The organism is Paenibacillus sp. FSL M7-0656 (genome assembly GCF_038003225.1).
Taxonomy (GTDB): domain Bacteria; phylum Bacillota; class Bacilli; order Paenibacillales; family Paenibacillaceae; genus Paenibacillus; species Paenibacillus amylolyticus.
This window is the reverse complement of the sequence record NZ_JBBOOT010000001.1, coordinates 1,163,150-1,181,137: the sequence shown is the minus strand read 5'-3', so window position 1 is coordinate 1,181,137 and position 17,988 is coordinate 1,163,150. Positions and strand designations below refer to the sequence as shown.

The window sequence follows — 17,988 nt, the reverse complement described above, 5'->3', positions numbered from 1 at the left end:
ATCAAATCTGAGGTGATCGTGTGGATAGAGCAATACCCGATCCGACATGGAAAAGGTTAGGTTTTGCTGAACAACCTGATTTTCACACTTCTGGTCTGGGTGTGGGGATTGTAATTATCGATTCAATTAAACCACATCATCTCGTAAATCACTTAAATACACGAATCAAATGTGTTGCCGTACATGAAAATATGACTGTCTCTGTGCGAGACATTTCATCTATGAACAGGGAGGAGGATAATCGGAAAGGTGAACATGGCCTTATGAGTGTACTGGCTTTAGCTCATGAACCTATTCTGTTAGAGGAACAAATTCACGTCGGGATTGCACCAGCAGCAACATTAATCGTTTTAGATCATGGCGCATTTACAACTGGAGAAGGAGAACGTCTGAAAAAAGGAATGGAATGGATTCTTGAACATGGGGTCGAATGGAATATTAAAATTATTTTAAGTAGTGGTTGGCAGGCATTAGATAATGAAGTTTATCTTAAAAATACGAGTGAAAACTCAACGGTTAAAGCATTGGCGACAGCTGTGCAACAGGGCATTTTGGTTATTTGTTCGAATGGAAATACACGTTTAAATAACATCATGCCTCCAATACAATATCTAGCAGTAGGAGGCTACGTTGATCGTGGAAAGGCCGATCGTTCATTACACGTTCCTTTCCCTGATGAACCTTATGGTAGAAATGGAGATGGCCACTTTAGGCCAGATATATTAGCGCCTAGACTACACCTTACAATCCCCTCTTATGAAACTGAAGATTCTGGTCAGCGCGTATCTTTTTATGGGGGCACCTCTGGATCGGCTGCGCTTGTGGCTGGTGTTGCGGCCCATTTGTTCTCCCAATTTCCGAGTCTAAGTGCGGAGATGCTAAGACACTTGTTAGTCGAGCATGGAGAACCACTTGAGGGTAATGATAACCTGGCTCCTCGAATTAATGTTGAGAATACAATTCGTTATATGAACAGGGCAGATAAGCCAAGGTACATAAAAAAAACTTTACCCATGATAAGTATAAAAAATCAAAATCTCTATAGCGCAATTCATTCAATCGATGATACCGAAAGAGCGCTCTCTTTAACAGTTTTAGTTGAGAGGGACGAATTATCACGTGAAGAGTTATGGAGTTTCACGAAAGATTCATCCGCTATTGTTCGTAAAATTGCAGTATCGACCCTCGGCGAACCGATGAATGAACAAGAGCGAAAGTTGTATTGGGTGCATTTAAAGCATGAAACAGAAGGAGGAGTGCGTGGATGGTATATGCATGGATTATTGCAAAATGCTCCAAAGGAGGAAATACACAATTGGATAAAATGGTCAACAGATATTAACTGGTCGGTTCGATGGTGTGTTAGCGAATATTTGGCTCAATATCCAGAGTATTTTCCCCAACTCGAAAAAACCCAAGACCCTGACGCTATACATATCAAGGCATTGCCTTTAAGGGAATGGTACACGGCTCTATAATGATGTAATGTAAATTAAAATGTGGAGGCAACCTTATGAACCAACCTATACAAACTGATGAATTAATCATCGATTGCAAGGATATTTATTTACGTGAGTATCGACTCGAGGATTTGAAGAAACTGCAAGAAATTACGTGGCAACCCGAGGTGTATGAATTCTTACCGGGATGGAACGCTACGATTGAAGATAGGAGCCTGTGGCTCACCGAATATGAAATTCCTGAGAATCAGCGTTTTAAACAAGCTGTGGTGGCGGGAGGAGACATCGGAGATTTATGCTTACGTATGGCTATCGTACTCAAAGAAAATGATGAGTTTATAGGATGGTGTTGCTCAGGGATTAAGGACGAACTGCCAGCATCCAATCGGGAGATTATGTACGGTATTTCGAAACACTTCAGAAATCGTGGTTACACCACGCAGGCGCTCAAAGGAATGACGGAGTATTTGTTTGAACATACAAACGTGGAAGTGTTAAATGCCATCGCTTTGACTACCAATCCAGCATCTAATAAGGTGATACAGAAATGTAATTTTGAACGGGTCAGCTCGATCGAGATCGAGGATGAAAAGTATAACCATTACCACCTGCGTAAGCAACAAGGCCAATTTTAATAGAACGTAGTCCCATAGTGAAGGGCTATAAAATGAAAGTTTCGGATCAGGTTGGACAGTTATTGCTCTGGCTGTCTGATCTTTTTTGTATTTATTTTAAGAAGCTACTGAGGAAACCTTGTTAGGATACGTGCTCCCTTACATAAATGCAAAAGGTTAATCTATAGCATAAGGCTTATATTAATAATTTTCTCCTCGATAATAGCGCTCCAGTTTGTTATCCAAATGAACAAGCTGCGCTTTTTTCTCCTCTATATCATTCAGCAACTTTTGCTTTTGATCCTCAATCAGCTTGGTTCTTTCCTTCAGCGTGGAGGTTCCTTCGTTGACCTGATCATAATATTTTTTGATGTCTTCCACACTCATCCCGGTTTCGCGAAGGCATTTGATAAAAACCAGCCAGTTCAGATCATCCTCCAAATAAAGACGGTTATTCTGCTCATTTCGTGCAGCAGGTTTTAGCAGTCCCTTTCTTTCATAAAAGCGGATCGCTCCAATGGAGATTTCAACTTTTTTTGCTACTTCTCCAATCGTTAACATGTTAATCCCCCTTTTTATAAAAATAATTTGACCTACACTAAGTGTAGCATAGTAACTTATACATTGTTCAATATAAATCAAATTATGGAAAGAAGGATTCGCATGAAACAGACTGTTTTTGTAACCGGAGCAAATAAAGGAATTGGATATGAAATCGTCAAGCAGTTGGGTGAAGCCGGTTGGAAAGTTATCCTTGGCGCACGTAGTGTCGAACGGGGGGAAGCAGCTGTCTCAGAGTTAACTTCCAAGGGGTTAGATGTAGAATTTGTACAGATCGACATGTGCGACTTGAAGAGCATTGAGCAGGCAGCCGATACGATTCACAAGAGTTATCCTGCAATAAATCTTCTGATCAATAACGCGGGTATGCCGGGTGCTTTCTCTCATTCCTTTACGGATACAAAAGAGGAAGATCTACGGAACGCCTTTGAAGTGAACTTTTTCGGCACCTTCCGTTTGAATCAGCGATTGTTCCCGTTAATCAAAAATAATGAAGGCACAATCATTAATGTATCAACTGACATGGCTTCTCTGGACCATATGCAAAATGCGGAATTTACTTTAAATGCCTTCGACTATAATTCATCCAAAACGGCCAACAGTGCCATGACACTTTCGATGGCTTATGAACTCAAAAACAGCAGGGCGCAAGTCTTTGCAGTAACGCCCGGATTTACATCAACAGATCTTAATGGCAATGCCGAAGGCGGTAAATCAAAAGAAGCCGGCGCTGCGATTATCGTGCACTATGCGACGGATGGTAAACGCCATAACGGGGAGTTCCTAGATGAAAATGGCGTGTACCCTTGGTAATCCGCCGTTGCCAAAAGCAACGATAGAACGGGATGAATTTTAGCGTGTATCTTCAAACTCAAACTCAAACTCAAACTCATATTCAAATTTAGGCAAGCTATACGATGATGGATACCAAGGTCTCAAAAGTCTTAAGGTCCAAGATGGCTGATCCTGGCTAATCTTAGTGAATGCCTAGACGATTTTCTAACGAACTCAGAACGTCTTATTCGGCCTCTAGGTACGCTTCTTAAATTGTAAGGAACATCAGACACGCTATTTTCTGAAATCCCCTGAGAAAAACGCAGTAAACGGTTGTTTATTCTAATATAACGTGGCTCAGGTTCATTAGATCTCTGCGGACGCTTCAAATGCTCGAATAAGACGCCTCAGATTCGTTAGCCCGAAAGCCATTGGGCTACCACTCTACCCAATCGGATACAAAAAAAGAATCCCCCATTCATTCCTCAACCGAAATGAGTGGGGGAATTCGTCATGCAATGAAAAGCCGGAATTAAAATGGAAGATGAGCATCGTTTGGAGAGCTTGCCTAGAGCTTGCGTAATGATCAAGTAGATCTTACGTAAAGCTGCGTATAGCCAACTTATAGCTTACGTATAGCCTACTTGCAGCCGACGCTCAGCCTAGACATCAGCCTTATACAACGGCATTAATATCATAAATTCAGTTCCCACGCCTACCTGACTTTGTACGGTAATATTCCCACCATGCGACTCCACAATCGAGCGGGTAATGGCGAGACCGAGACCTGCGCCACCTTGTTTGCGCGAACGAGAACTGCTTGTGCGGTAAAATCGCTCAAAGATATGCGGCAGATGTTCAGGTTCAATGCCTGTGCCGTTATCTTTCACTGATAATTCAGCCTTATGATGCGTGGCATATAATGTTATGGAGATGGCTCCATGCTCAGGATCGGTATGCTGCACCGCGTTATGGAACAGATTCAGCACAACCTGTTTCAGCTTGTAAGGGTCAGCCAGTACATATACTTCAGCCGTCAAATCGAGATGAATGGATCTTTGTTGAGCCATCATGGCAAGTTGTGGTTGCATTTCGAGCAGCAGACTATCCAGCTGAATGACCTCCCGCTCCTGCTTTGGGGCCTGATCCAGCTTGGTTAGTAACAGCAAATCTTCAACCAGCTTGTTAATTCGCACCGATTCGCCGTGCATGCTGTCCAGTGCTTTATACAATTGATCTTGATTGGTCGCTGCACCCCGCTGTAGAACTTCAATGAAACCGTGAATGGAGGTGAGCGGGGTACGAAGCTCATGAGAAGCATCAGACAAGAAACGTTGCATCTGCTCTTTCGATTCCCGCTCCGCTTCAAACGAATTCTCCAGTCTTTCAAGCATGCCATTAAATGAAACTGCGAGCTGATCCACTTCTTCTTGTCCCTGAATGACGGGAAGCCGTTCTGCGAGGCTGCCTGCATCGATCTGCTGTACTTTATTCACCATGTTGGACAGGGGAACCAGCGTCCGGCGTAATACCTTAGTGTATAGAACAAGACCGGCTACCATGGCCAACAGCGATAACATGATGAAGATCAGAAGCTGTTTAATAATCAAGTCTCTCAGTGGCTTTGTAGCCGTGCCCATCTGCACCATTGGTAAACCACGATTGCGTGGACCGGGTGAAGCGAATACAATCAATTGCTCATTCCCTTGGCTATCCGTGACGATCTCGTAGGGAATGTGTTTTTGTTCTTTCAACTCATCTGTAATGTCCTGATATTCAGCGGATGATAGTTGAGGGGCTTTCAGACCGTCTTCCCCAAAAACATCCTCGAACGTACCTTGGTTATCAAACAGGGCTAGTGAACGGTCAGGAATAAACAACACCCGATTACCAGACCCGTTTCCTACCTGTCCACCAAAAGGATTGTTGGAAGAGCCGTTACGTGACTGGATACCGAGCCAAACCGGGGGCATGGACATGAGCTGTTCTTCCATGGTTTTTGCCTGATTCCGGTAGAGAAAGCTTTCCATGATCCAGAATTGCAGAATACCGATTAACAATAACAGCCCGGCAAGCACGAACAAAGAACGTGAGAGCAATTGAGAACGTAGTGAATGAGGCCAGATCCAGTGGTGGAGACGTCTTAAACGAAGTTTATTTTTCTTTGGCAGCGAGTTCATCAGAGATCCACCCTGTACCCGACACCTCGAAGTGTGCGAATGAGTTTATGCTCTTTATCTCCGAGTTTGTCGCGCAAGGAACGAACGTATACCTCCACAATATTTTCTTCCCCGCCAAAATCATACCCCCAAACCCGGCTCAGAATGGTCGCTTTGCTAAGCACAATCCCATGATTAAGAACAATAAATTTTAACAGTTCGTATTCGGTAGGAGATAACTCCAAGACCTGATTCTGATAGGTGATTTCTTTGCGCTGATCATCAATTCGGAAGGGACCGTGGGTGACGGCTCCTATTAATAAAGGAAATTGATTCCGCAGTCTGGCCTGAATCCGGGCGAGCAGCTCATCAAAGGCAAAGGGTTTGATCATGTAATCGTCAGCACCTAACCAAAGGCCCTTAACCCGATTCTCGACTTCATCCTTCGCTGTCAGCATAATTACACCAACCTCGGCACCGGTCTTACGCAGACGCTCGACCACTTCGAATCCATCCATCTCAGGCATCATGACATCCAGAATAGCCATATGTGGCTTGAATTCAAGCGCCAACTCAAGCGCAGCGGCTCCATCGGGTGCGGTGCGCACATCAAAGCCCTCATTGCTTAATCCAAGCTCTAGAAATTGTAAAATATGTGGTTCATCATCAGCCAATAGTATTTTAATTCCGCTGCTAAGCTTCATAATATGCTTTCTCTCCTTGCCCGTTTCATCTAGACTTCTCCCTCACTTCGGAGGGACTGTATGTAGTATTATCGCTTGCCAAACTGAAATTTAGCTGAAAGGATTGTGAATTATCCTCAGACAACATTCAGCGGGCACTCATCCCAGCTTTATTTTGGCATGTCACAATACTAGACATGAAGAACTTTGAAGGAGTGATTAACATTGAATAACATCAAAAGAAGGATGGATCTTGTCCTTCTGCCGATTGTATTACTGGCGGCATTTCTGAATGGGTACGGCATCTGGAACGATCAATATGCCAATTCCTATTATACGACTGCCGTTGGGAGTATGCTCAGCAACTTCCATAACTTTTTCTATGCTTCACTCGACTCGGCAGGCTCGGTCACTGTAGATAAACCACCTGTTGTCTTCTGGATCCAGACGGCCTTTGCCTATGTCTTCGGATTGCACGGATGGAGCGTTATTTTGCCGCAGGTATTAGCGGGAATCGGTTCGGTGCTCCTGATCTATTTCATGGTGAAACCTACATATGGTCTTGCAGCAGCACGAATCTCGGCACTTGTGCTGGCGACTGTGCCTGTCGTGGCGGCAGTCAGCCGTACCAACAATATTGACAGCATGTTGGTGTTTACACTACTGCTGGGTTCATGGTTTTTGTTCAAAGGCAGCAAACAAGGCAGTACTTGGCGCATTCTGGTTGCTTTTGGGTTAATAGGCGTAGCATTTAATATGAAAATGCTTCAAGCCTACATGATTCTCCCGGCTTTTTACTTGTTTTATCTGATTGCATTTCAGGCGAAATGGAGAAGGAAGATCATCCTGCTGATCGGCAGCACAGCGGTTCTGGCGGTGGTTTCCTTATCCTGGGCGGTCACTGTGGATTCTATACCCGAAGACGAGCGGCCTTATATCGGCAGCAGTGAAACAAACTCGGTCATGGAACTCGCCTTTGGATACAATGGTCTGGCTCGCCTAACGGGTCAGCAGAATACTGCAGGTAACGCAGGTATGCCAAATGGTATGGGACAGGGAGATAATCGTGGCAATCGAGGAGACTCGTCTTCAGGTCCTAATCAGACAGGCAGTGATGTTCCTGGCGTTGGGCAAGATGTCAATGCACCGAATAACGATAATATGAGTGGTTCGAACGGCTTGAACACCATGGGCGGCATGAATGGTTCGAATGGCAATTTCCCGAACAGGCAGATGCCAAATGATATGGAAATGCCAAACGGAAGAGATTTCGGCGGAGGCATGGGCGGAATGTTTGGTACGGGGGAGAAAGGTCCTCTGCGTCTGTTCCAGACTGAACTGTCAGGCCAAGCTAGCTGGCTTCTGCCAGTTGTGCTGCTTGGATGCATTGCCATATTTGCAGGATTAAGACGGAGAAATATAACCAACAAGCACAAGGAAGCCTTGTTCTGGCTGACCTGGCTGCTTCCCGTTGCTGCCTTTTTCAGTGTGGCAGGTTTCTTCCATCAGTATTATCTGATTATGCTTGCACCTCCAATTGCGGCGCTGACTGGCGCAGGATTTGTAGCGATGTGGAAGTCATATCGTGATCGCAATGGCTGGCAGGCATGGTTGCTTCCGGTGTCCGTGTTGCTGACGACTCTGTTCGGCTGGTATATCATGCAGGTGTATAACGATACGATTGGTGCAGGCTGGTCCATTAGTGAATTGATCGCAGGCATTCTGGTCACGGTCATCCTAATCGTTATGCTTCATCGCACACATCAATGGAAACAGGGCTTCATTATCGCGGGATTCATAGTGATGCTGATTGGTCCAATCTACTGGGCATTCACCCCAATAACTTATGGTGGCAACAGCATGATTCCGGCAGCAGGACCTACTGGTTCCAATGGTATGTTTGGTGGAGCAGGAATGGGCATGCCGATGGGTAACGGTGCAGGAGACACAGAAATGCCTACAATGGGTGGCCGTGGCGGAATGGGCAACCGTAACGAAGAAGTGGATACAGCCACACTGAATTATCTGAAGGAGCACAATACAGGCGAAACGTATCTCTTCGCTACTACGGACTATAATCAGGCAGCACCTTATATCATCGATGAAAGAGCAGCGGTCATTACGCTTGGAGGTTTCTCAGGGTCAGACCCGGTGTACACAACGGAGGAACTGGAGCAACTCGTCAAGAGCGGGCAAGTGAAATACTTCATGGTTGGTGGCATGGGTGGGCGCGGAGGAAACTCAGATATTAGCGATTGGATCAAAGAGCACGGAACCGAGATTCCAACGTCAGAGTGGAAGACAGGTACGGACAGCGGAACTATGGATAACGGAGACACGGAGAATGAAGCTGGACTTGGATTTGGATTCGGATTTGGCGGACAGACGACTTTGTATGAAGTGAAATTGTAGACGAAATAAAAATCTCGAACGAAGTCCATTGAAAAGGGAGGGGACAAACATGGCTCACGCGTACCGATACAGCATTATTATTCCCATGTATAACGAGGAAGCGGTGATCGAGGAGACTTATCGGCGTCTGAAGAAGGTCATGGGCAGCACAGGAGAGAGTTATGAACTGTTGTTTGTTAATGATGGCAGCGTGGATCGAAGTGCACAGATGATCCGTGATTACGCCCGTTGGGACGAGAGTGTGAAGCTGATAGATTTTGCCCGTAACTTCGGACATCAGATTGCGATAACAGCTGGTATGGATTATGCAGTGGGGGATGCGGTGGTTATTATTGATGCGGATCTGCAGGACCCTCCCGAACTGATACTGGATATGATCGCCAAATGGAAAGAGGGCTATGAAGTCGTATATGCCCGTCGCACCAGACGAAGTGGGGAAACTCGCTTTAAGAAATGGTCGGCGAGTCTGTTCTATCGTGTACTTCGTGCTTCAACGGATACGGATATCCCGGTAGACACCGGAGATTTTCGCCTGATTGACCGCAAAGTATGTGATGAGATGAAACGTCTTCCGGAGAAAAACCGATTTGTGCGGGGGTTGGTCAGTTGGGTCGGATTTCGTCAGACTGCGATTGAATATGAACGTGATGAACGTCTGGCAGGTGAAACAAAATATCCGCTGAAACGCATGTTGAAACTAAGCCTGGACGGCATTACTTCATTTTCGTATAAACCGCTCAAGCTCGCAGGTTATGTAGGTGCGATCCTGTCGGTTGGCGGATTCATCTATATGTTAACGGTTATTGTTTCGGCCATCTTTACGGATTCAACGATTAAGGGATGGCCATCCATTGTAAGTATCATGCTGATCTTTAACGGATTCATCCTGATCATGCTGGGCATTCTGGGCGAGTACGTGGGCCGCATCTATGATGAGACCAAGGCGCGTCCGCTATACATTGTGAGAGATGTGGTGCAGGCCGAGGGCCAGCAAGCAAAATCCCAATTGACAGTTCGAGTTGCTCATCATGACTAAGCGTCTGGTGACACTCTTCAAGTTCGGTATTGTGGGTGTTGCGAATACGGCAGTAGATGCGGTGGTGTTTGCTTTGCTTGCAGTGGGCGGTGTACCGGTTCTGATGGCTCAAGTAATCTCGTACAGCTGCGGTGTTGCGAACAGTTATTGGCTGAACGGCAGGTGGACTTTTCGAGATACGGCACGAGGGGGCGGCGATAGAGCGAAACTTGTTCGTTTTCTAATCACCAATCTCATCGTTCTTGCGTTATCCGCTCTCATTCTGATGACTTTGCAAGACATGCTGGGTTGGAGTCTCGTGATGAGTAAAATCCTGGCGACCTTGATGGGGATGGTTCTGAACTATATAGCCAGCAGATATTGGGTGTTTCGTATCGCTACTTAGCTGCCCACAGCGTGCATTATTGGTTATAAGAAGCAAATGAAAGGAGTCTATGATGATATGCGAATTAAAAAAGCAGTTATTCCGGCAGCGGGTCTCGGAACCCGTTTCCTGCCAGCGACCAAAGCACAGCCCAAAGAGATGTTACCGATTGTAGACAAACCGGCCATCCAATACATTGTTGAAGAAGCAGTGCAATCAGGAATTGAGAATATCCTCATTGTGACTGGACGCAACAAAAAATCCATAGAGGACCATTTTGATAAATCGGTTGAACTTGAACACTCTTTATATGCCAAGGGCAAACAGTCTTTACTGGAAGAGGTGCAGGCCATCAGCGAGATGGCAAATATTCATTTTATTCGTCAAAAGGAACCACTGGGTCTGGGGCATGCCATTGGGTGTGCACGGCAATTTGTAGGGGATGATGCCTTCGCTGTACTGCTGGGAGATGACATAATGGTGTCTGATCCGCCTGCACTTGCACAGATGGTTCATCTCTACGAAAAGACAGGCAACCAGATCATTGGTGTTCGTAAGGTAGACGCGGCAAATGTGAGCAAATATGGCATTATTGATTCGAATGGTGCAGAGGACCGGGTTCACCGGGTCACCAATCTGGTCGAAAAACCTTCTCTTGCAGAAGCGCCATCCCGAACAGCCGTAATGGGACGATACATTCTGAAACCTTCCATCTTTCCTATTCTGGATCAGATCGAGAGAGGTGCTGGAGGGGAATATCAGTTAACGGATGCCTTGAAAGAAGTAAGTCAGGTGGAGGAACTGTTGGCCCTTGAACTGGAGGGGCGTCGCTACGATATAGGCGATCAATTCGGATATATTCAGGCGATCTTGGAGATCGGACTGTTGCGCAAGGAATTACAGCCCATGCTGACACCCTATCTTCAGAAGCTTGCAACTCAGTTGGCATAGGAATTGATATGTAGCAGAGGTTTAGATCTGCTAAAGGACGAGTTCTCCTCCGTGCCATGGTTCTGTCATAGACTCCAGTGTTGTACAATTATTCCAGTAACGCTACAATTAGCAAGAAGTTCGAGTTGCTCTTTGAGGAGTGAGGAATCATGAATGAATCTATCATCAGGGACCTTATTAAGTATATGGACGTGGAGGACAACGCCGCCATTCAGTACATTCAGACCGAGCATCGGATGAAACTGGGACTCTTTTGGGGGATACAGGAAGGCAGCCGGGTTCTGGAAATCGGGTGTGGTCAGGGAGATACAACGGCCGTGCTTGCACATCTGGTGGGGGAGCACGGGTACGTTCATGGTGTAGATATTGCACCAGAGGATTATGGTACACCGCTGACCGTAGGCGAAGCGGCAGCCAAGCTGCGGAGATCTCCACTGGGTGATCGAATTCGAATGGATTATGATTTCGACATTTTAAGTGATCAGGTTCAATTCGCCGAGAATGAGTTTGATGTTATCGTACTTTCCCATTGTTCTTGGTACTTGAAATCGTTTGCCGAACTCGCTGAGATTCTTAGCAAGGTTAGGACGTGGGGACATCAGTTATGTTTTGCAGAATGGGATGCCCGAGTTACAGATGTGAGCCAGCTCTCACATTGGTTATCCGTTCTGATTCAGTCCCAGGTCGAATGTTACAAGGAGAACAGCTTCTCCAATGTGCGCACGCTCTTTACACCGGAGGACATCCAAGAGCTTGTCTCTGCGGCAGGCTGGACGATTAAGGAAGAGAATTCGATCCATTCTCCCGAGCTGCAGGACGGTCGCTGGGAAACCGAAATGACACTGGCAGAAGCGCCTGTGGAACTGAAACTGCTTCCGATCCCGGACAAAGTAAAGACACTTCTTCTTTCCGAACTGAAATTACTTAAGACACATCATGTCTCGGGGCCCGGGAGCCCACTGGGAACGTATGCGATGGTTGCCAAAAAGCAGTAAAGAAATAGCTATTTGCAGTATATTATAAGATAAAAGTTCATCACGTACTTTTCACAGAAGACAGACCGTTTAGCTGAAGTTTTTCTTGTGATAATTGAATGGTTCAGCTCCGCTGGAAACATATAAATGCCATAATCTAAAAAAATGTGTTTACTTCATCACAGTAATTTTGATATTATAATCGCAATAGCAAATGCGACGAAGAGACGAGTAGATAAAAATCATTCTTTCAAAGAGAGCTCCGGCAGCTGAAAAGGAGTAAAGAACTTTTTATTGAATAAAGACTCAGAGCAGCACATCGGAACTTAGCGTTAAGGGATGGTGTGACAGGAGCTCCTGTTACAGAGCTAGAGTATGAACGGTCTACAGCTAGCAACATGGTTGTAAACCTTTACTTGAAGAGGCGGATATGGTGACATATTGGCGAATCTGGGTGGTACCACGAGAGTTCAATCTCGTCCCTGAGACTATTGTCTTGGGGATGGGATTTTTTGGTTTTTCCGGGGCTGTGACTACACGCTTTGGAATTGCCTGAATAGTGTTAATTTAGGAAGTCAATTTCATAATACGTTTTTGGTGAGTTGTGAAATTGATTTGAAGAGAAGAATCACTTAAACCGAAAGGAAATGATGATTGAATGTCAGCAAAATTGAAAGTTGGTATCGTCGGAGGAACAGGAATGGTGGGTCAGCGTTTTGTGGACCTGCTCGATCAACATCCATGGTTTGAAGTAACAGCTATTTCTGCAAGCGCCAATTCGGCAGGTAAAACATATGAAGAATCCGTACAAGGCAGATGGAAACTCGCAGTTCCTATTCCGGAAGCTGTGAAAAAAATCGTTGTTCAGGATGCTTCCCAGGTTGAGGCTTTTGCAAGCCAGGTTGACTTTATTTTCTGCGCGGTTGATATGAAAAAGAATGAAATTCAAGCGCTCGAAGAAGCTTACGCTAGAACAGGCACACCTGTCGTGTCCAACAACTCGGCTCACCGCTGGACAGCAGATGTACCAATGGTAATCCCTGAGATTAACCCGGGACATCTGGACGTGATTGAAGCTCAACGCAAACGTTTGGGCACAAAAACCGGATTCATTGCTGTAAAACCAAACTGCTCGATTCAGAGCTATGTGCCAGCACTGCACGCCTTGCGTGAGTTCAACCCGACTCAGGTCGTGGCTTCCACGTATCAAGCAATCTCCGGAGCAGGTAAAAACTTTACGGACTGGCCTGATATGCTTGATAATGTCATTCCATACATCGGTGGCGAAGAAGAGAAGAGTGAGCAGGAACCACTCCGGATCTGGGGCAGCATCGAAAATAATGAGATCGTCAAAGCATCGGCTCCATTAATTACAACACAATGTATTCGTGTGCCGGTAACGGATGGACATCTGGCGACCGTGTTTGTAAACTTCGAGAAAAAACCAAGTAAAGACGAAATTTTGGAGCGTTGGTTGCAGTTCAAAGGTCGTCCGCAGGAACTGGCTCTGCCAAGTGCACCAAAACAATTCATTACGTATTTTGAAGAAGAGAACAGACCACAGACTAAACTGGATCGTGACATCGAACGCGGAATGGGTGTCTCCACAGGCCGACTGCGCGAAGATTCACTTTATGACTACAAATTCGTTGGATTGTCCCACAACACGCTCCGCGGAGCTGCAGGTGGTGCGGTTCTGATCGCAGAACTGCTTAAAGCTGAAGGATATATTCAACCGAAATAAGCATACGGCATCATAAGCAGCAACAGATTTCTGAACAGGATATTTCATGAAAAACCATCACTTGTTGATGGTTTTTTTGTATTGTGGGCGAGGATCGGATAATGGGTAGCATTAGTTTAAAGAGACTACTGCAGAGATATTACAGTAGAGGGTTATAGTGACGAAAAACGCCGACAATCATGTCGGCGTTTTTTTATCATCCAGTATTTTGTTAGGCCGCGGATGTCTTATCCGACTTATGCAGAAGCTGAGAGCGACGACCGAGCAGATAACCTGTCAGGGAAGCGAGCATCTGTTGGAATACCATGCCAAGCACAACCGGGACAGCAACAGGTGGCGGAAAATAAGAAACAGCCAGTACTGCACCTGCGCTGATATTACGCATCCCTCCATTGAACACCAGAGCGACCTGATCGGCCTCGTTCCAGCCTAGCAATCGGGCGATGAAGTAACTTAGTGCATAACCGAATGATGCCAGGAAAATGATGATGACCGCAAGACCAGCCAACTTCCAGTTGAAATCGGCCAAATAAGGTGCAACGACAGATCCGTTAATCGCAACGACTGATGCCATGAACAATTTGGACAACGGATTCAACCTTGGTCCCCAGACCGGGACAATGGCGCCTTTGGTCCACTCATTCAGCAGCATACCGAGCAGGGATGGTACAACAATCATCCAGAACAGACTGCTCATCATGGCTACTGTGTCCAGTGTAACACTGGTGCCGATTAACAGGGATAACACCCCGGGCACTACGAAAGGAGCAAGCATGGTATCAATCAGGATGATGGATAGCGTAAGTGCGATATTGCCCCGATAGATACTGACCCAGATGAAGCTGCTTATTCCTGTCGGAATCACGGCTGCCAGAACAAGGCCCGTTATGGTGTACGCATCTGTAGGGAAAACCAGATGACCCATACCAAGAGCAATTAGAGGCATCGCCAAATGCAAAATAAACAGACATACAAACAGGGGGAACGGCTTTTTCAGCACGTTCACAAAATCCCGTATCCCAAGACTGATACTTCCAGCGAACGTCATGAACGCAAAAAGCCAAGGGGATAAAAAGGTATAAGAAGAAAGAAAACTCCCGCATAACACGCCAATAATAATGCTGATTGGGGTAATCAGTGGCATGATGCGGTTCAAGCGTTGGTTTAAGGCTTGAAGCATAATCATGACATCCCTTTACCGTGTGATTTTACCATTATACATCTTAATAACGTTGGCTGCAGACCCATTTGCAAAGAAGCAGTCTGAACAGGTATCATGGACTTGGAACAAGGATTCCGATTAGGAGAAGGGGAGATGATCATGTTCATAAGAAAAAGAAAGCACACATTAATGATGACAGGCCTTATTGCATCAAGTATTCTGCTGATTTCGGCCTGTTCTGTCGTGGAACAAGCTAATCAAAGTTTAAATTATGTGAGTGGGGCTACTGATTATATAGAACAGGTATCAAACGCCGGAGCTGATCTGCAAGAGCTTGCATCGGGTGCGGTGAATAATCCGGAGATAACAACGCAGATTCAGGAGAAAATCGATCTGATCCAAGCAGAGGCAAGTGAATTTTCTCAGTTGACTGCTCCTGCAATAGGAGAGAGTATTCATGAAAATCTGGTCAGTTACAATACTCAATTAACAGAAGTTGTAGACAATTTCGAGAATACAATTGCAGAGCAAGGTTTTACGGCAGAGAATTGGGAGAAGACAGGCATTCCTGAACTGATCACCAATATCAATAATTTGAAAGATCCGCTTAGCGGACTTCAGGGTGAATAAGTTAAATTGATCTTACCGCATTAAGACAATCCAGTTTGGAATCGAATACTTGAGAAGGGCGAGATATCGGAATGATTGAATTACCGTTATGCTCGCTTTTTTATTTTCCGAAAACGGATGCATATTTAATATCACAGGAGCTAGACTATATCATGTAAATAGGAGATGTATATGACATTTATCTCTTATTTATGTGAAGATGATCTATGGTTTGACAAGGTTGGGACAGAGGCGTATGATAAGTATATAAGTTAATAAAATATAGTTACTTACTATAAGTTTAGAACTACACCTAAATATATTTTGCCAAAGGAGAACAGAGTCATGACTCAACACAATGGAAAAGTAATCATTATTACAGGTGGAGCAAGTGGTATTGGTAAAGAGACAGCACTTCAACTTTCGGATCAAGGTGCGACTATTGTTGTCGCTGACTATAATGAAGACGGAGCGAAGAAGCTTGCGGCAGAGATTGAAGCAGCAGGCGGAACAGCGGGCGCGTACAAAGTGGATGTATCCAAAGGGGACGAGATCAAAGCCCTGATCGACTGGACCGTAGAGCAATATGGTACGTTAAGCGGTATTTTCAATAACGCAGGCATTGGACTTGTGAAGCCATTTCTGGAGATGGACCCGGAATCCTATCACAGAGTCATTGATGTAGATCAGCACAGTGTATATTATGGTATGTATTATGGCGCGAAAAAAATGGTTGAATTGAACGTACAGGGTACCATTGTAAATACAGCTTCGATCTATGGAAGTGTTGCTGCAGTAGGTAGCTTCAACTACAACGCAGCCAAGGCTGCTGTTGTTATGATGTCCAAATCCGGTGCATTGGAACTTGCTGAGCATGGAATTCGTGTAGTTGGTGTAGCACCTGGCTTTATCGAAACACCGATTCTGGGTGATGACCAAGCCATGAAGGATGCGCTTGCTACTCAACATATGCGTGGAGAGCTTATTCAACCCGAGAAAGTAGCCAGTGTGGTTACATTCCTGTTCAGTGATGCAGCCAGTGCAGTTAATGGTACAACCGTAGCCGTAGATGATGGATTCCTCAGCTTCAAAACTAAATAAGTACCCTTTTATAATTAAGACAACTCATCTCAAAAAAAGAAAAACAGAAAAAAACGGTGCAGAACGATTTATTCGTTTTGCACCGTTTTTGTATTTTCATTATAAAGTAATCGTGGCATATGAGATGGAAATAAGTTTGTCGAATCATCCCGAAATTTCAGAGATCGTGATACAATTAGCAAGGTCGTATCTTTTTATCATTTTGTGGTGTGTCATATACAATTCGAACTCCGAGAGAGCCATAACTCTCTTCTTTGTAATGACATTGAGAACAGGTTTTGGTCGAGCATAACGCATCGTTATGAACTTGTAATTTTTCGTTGCACTGTGGACATTTATTTTCAAAAAGAGTCTTCAACACGTTAAACATGCTTAATCACTCATTTCGGATTAATTTACTTGGTTTTTATTATAACGGATAATTTTCGCTGTGTATAGCACTTTTGAGTGATATCGAAATGAGATTTATATAGCACGAAAGGAAGCGCATAACCGATGGATCTTCTGCTTTTTGTCATCATGTTTATACTGGGTCTGGTCGGTTCATTCTTCTCCGGTTTGTTGGGTATTGGTGGGGCCATTATCAATTATCCGCTACTGTTATATGTTCCATCCTGGGTGGGATTGGAGCCGTTCTCAGCACATCAGGTATCGTCGATTAGTATGTTTCAAGTGTTTTTCGCTTCACTTGCTGGTGTGATTGCATTCCGCAGAAAAGTAAAAACGGGTAGAAGCGGTGGGGCGATCGTTCACCGAGGTTTGGTGCTATACATGGGCTCCAGCATTCTTGCTGGCAGTCTGATCGGCGGGTTCATATCCGGTCATCTGGACGGAAGAGTTATTAATCTGATCTATGGCATTCTGGCGATCATAGCAATTGTGCTTATGCTGATTCCCGGAAAGGGAAAGCTTGATACCTCAGCTCCACTGGTGTTTAACCGATGGATTGCAGCAGGCACGGCTTTTGCAGTAGGTATTGTATCAGGAATTGTTGGTGCGGGTGGTGCCTTTATCCTTATTCCTATCATGCTGACGATTCTCAATATCCCCGTACGAACGACGATTGCTTCTTCACTGGCGATTGTATTTATCTCCGCAATCGGCGGCGTTATAGGGAAAATTACGGGTGGAGACATTCCGATGGAACCCATCATCTATACGGTGATCGGCAGTCTGCTTGGAGCATCCCTTGGTTCACGGGTTAGTTCAATGATCAATGTGAGGGTACTTCGATATGCATTAATCGTACTTATCGCCATCACAGCGGTCAAAGTCTGGTCTTCCATTCTGTAAAATCACGTATGTAGAAATGAACAATGACGATTTCGTAACCAAACGGTTGGATCGCCGTATAAAGGTTATGAACATGAGCTGAAGCGTTGGA

16 protein-coding genes and 1 other annotated feature are annotated in these 17,988 nt (G+C 45.1%); of the genes, 12 read left to right on the top strand and 4 right to left on the bottom strand.

Going from position 1 to position 17,988, the window contains the following annotated elements; translation table 11 throughout:
* The first annotated feature begins 20 nt into the window (after positions 1 to 20).
* Both MHI01_RS05005 and MHI01_RS05000 read left to right on the top strand, forming a co-directional pair.
* Positions 21 to 1,478, top strand: a complete 1,458-nt coding sequence (locus MHI01_RS05005) for a S8 family serine peptidase (RefSeq protein WP_340982663.1) — start codon at positions 21 to 23, stop codon at positions 1,476 to 1,478.
* A 35-nt stretch (positions 1,479 to 1,513) separates the two neighbouring features.
* Positions 1,514 to 2,095: a GNAT family N-acetyltransferase gene (locus MHI01_RS05000; RefSeq protein WP_282321585.1), complete on the top strand. Its 582-nt coding sequence runs from the start codon at positions 1,514 to 1,516 to the stop codon at positions 2,093 to 2,095.
* Between the two features lie 180 nt (positions 2,096 to 2,275).
* On the opposite strand, the gene MHI01_RS04995 is transcribed toward MHI01_RS05000, so the two are convergent.
* Positions 2,276 to 2,635 (bottom strand): MerR family transcriptional regulator, encoded by a 360-nt coding sequence (locus MHI01_RS04995; RefSeq protein ID WP_076249478.1) that lies wholly within the window; start codon positions 2,633 to 2,635, stop codon positions 2,276 to 2,278.
* 102 nt (positions 2,636 to 2,737) lie between these two features.
* On the opposite strand from MHI01_RS04995, the gene MHI01_RS04990 reads away from it, so the two are divergent.
* Complete coding sequence (locus MHI01_RS04990) at positions 2,738 to 3,448, top strand: SDR family NAD(P)-dependent oxidoreductase (protein WP_340982662.1); 711 nt, start codon at positions 2,738 to 2,740, stop codon at positions 3,446 to 3,448.
* 623 nt (positions 3,449 to 4,071) lie between these two features.
* On the opposite strand, the gene MHI01_RS04985 is transcribed toward MHI01_RS04990, so the two are convergent.
* A complete protein-coding gene (locus MHI01_RS04985; protein WP_340982661.1) occupies positions 4,072 to 5,589 on the bottom strand; it encodes a sensor histidine kinase in 1,518 nt (505 codons plus the stop codon).
* The gene (locus tag MHI01_RS04980) at positions 5,589 to 6,272 is read right to left on the bottom strand and encodes a response regulator transcription factor (protein ID WP_036670730.1); all 684 of its coding nucleotides are present in this window, start codon (positions 6,270 to 6,272) and stop codon (positions 5,589 to 5,591) included. Before MHI01_RS04980 ends, MHI01_RS04985 begins: the two co-directional genes overlap by 1 nt.
* Before the next feature lie 225 nt (positions 6,273 to 6,497).
* Here MHI01_RS04980 and MHI01_RS04975 point away from each other — a divergent pair, with 225 nt between their 5' ends.
* The 6 genes from MHI01_RS04975 to asd all read left to right on the top strand — a co-directional run bounded on the left by MHI01_RS04975 (position 6,498) and on the right by asd (position 13,732).
* On the top strand, positions 6,498 to 8,663 hold the full coding sequence (locus MHI01_RS04975) for a glycosyltransferase family 39 protein (protein WP_083677390.1): 2,166 nt from the start codon (positions 6,498 to 6,500) through the stop codon (positions 8,661 to 8,663).
* A 49-nt stretch (positions 8,664 to 8,712) separates the two neighbouring features.
* Positions 8,713 to 9,699, top strand: coding sequence for a glycosyltransferase family 2 protein (locus tag MHI01_RS04970; RefSeq protein ID WP_076327735.1), 987 nt, complete (start codon positions 8,713 to 8,715; stop codon positions 9,697 to 9,699).
* Positions 9,692 to 10,084 (top strand): GtrA family protein, encoded by a 393-nt coding sequence (locus MHI01_RS04965; protein WP_315373367.1) that lies wholly within the window; start codon positions 9,692 to 9,694, stop codon positions 10,082 to 10,084. The genes MHI01_RS04970 and MHI01_RS04965 overlap by 8 nt, the downstream gene beginning before the upstream one ends.
* A 57-nt stretch (positions 10,085 to 10,141) precedes the next feature.
* Positions 10,142 to 11,014, top strand: a complete 873-nt coding sequence (gene galU / locus MHI01_RS04960) for a UTP--glucose-1-phosphate uridylyltransferase GalU (protein ID WP_340982660.1) — start codon at positions 10,142 to 10,144, stop codon at positions 11,012 to 11,014.
* A gap of 149 nt (positions 11,015 to 11,163) precedes the next feature.
* Positions 11,164 to 12,009 carry a class I SAM-dependent methyltransferase gene (locus MHI01_RS04955; protein ID WP_315372795.1) on the top strand — a complete coding sequence of 282 codons (846 nt, stop codon included), beginning with the start codon at positions 11,164 to 11,166 and terminating at the stop codon, positions 12,007 to 12,009.
* A gap of 189 nt (positions 12,010 to 12,198) precedes the next feature.
* Positions 12,199 to 12,475, top strand: a binding site (T-box leader).
* A gap of 171 nt (positions 12,476 to 12,646) precedes the next feature.
* Positions 12,647 to 13,732 (top strand): aspartate-semialdehyde dehydrogenase, encoded by a 1,086-nt coding sequence (gene asd / locus MHI01_RS04950; RefSeq protein ID WP_017688716.1) that lies wholly within the window; start codon positions 12,647 to 12,649, stop codon positions 13,730 to 13,732.
* A gap of 211 nt (positions 13,733 to 13,943) precedes the next feature.
* On the opposite strand, the gene MHI01_RS04945 is transcribed toward asd, so the two are convergent.
* Positions 13,944 to 14,912 carry a bile acid:sodium symporter family protein gene (locus MHI01_RS04945; protein WP_340982659.1) on the bottom strand — a complete coding sequence of 323 codons (969 nt, stop codon included), beginning with the start codon at positions 14,910 to 14,912 and terminating at the stop codon, positions 13,944 to 13,946.
* 171 nt (positions 14,913 to 15,083) lie between these two features.
* Here MHI01_RS04945 and MHI01_RS04940 point away from each other — a divergent pair, with 171 nt between their 5' ends.
* The 3 genes from MHI01_RS04940 to MHI01_RS04930 all read left to right on the top strand — a co-directional run bounded on the left by MHI01_RS04940 (position 15,084) and on the right by MHI01_RS04930 (position 17,897).
* A complete protein-coding gene (locus MHI01_RS04940; RefSeq protein WP_124114481.1) occupies positions 15,084 to 15,524 on the top strand; it encodes a DUF6376 family protein in 441 nt (146 codons plus the stop codon).
* Between the two features lie 324 nt (positions 15,525 to 15,848).
* On the top strand, positions 15,849 to 16,604 hold the full coding sequence (locus MHI01_RS04935) for an SDR family NAD(P)-dependent oxidoreductase (RefSeq protein ID WP_047842788.1): 756 nt from the start codon (positions 15,849 to 15,851) through the stop codon (positions 16,602 to 16,604).
* 495 nt (positions 16,605 to 17,099) lie between these two features.
* A complete protein-coding gene (locus MHI01_RS04930; RefSeq protein WP_127545766.1) occupies positions 17,100 to 17,897 on the top strand; it encodes a sulfite exporter TauE/SafE family protein in 798 nt (265 codons plus the stop codon).
* The last annotated feature ends 91 nt before the right edge of the window (positions 17,898 to 17,988 follow it).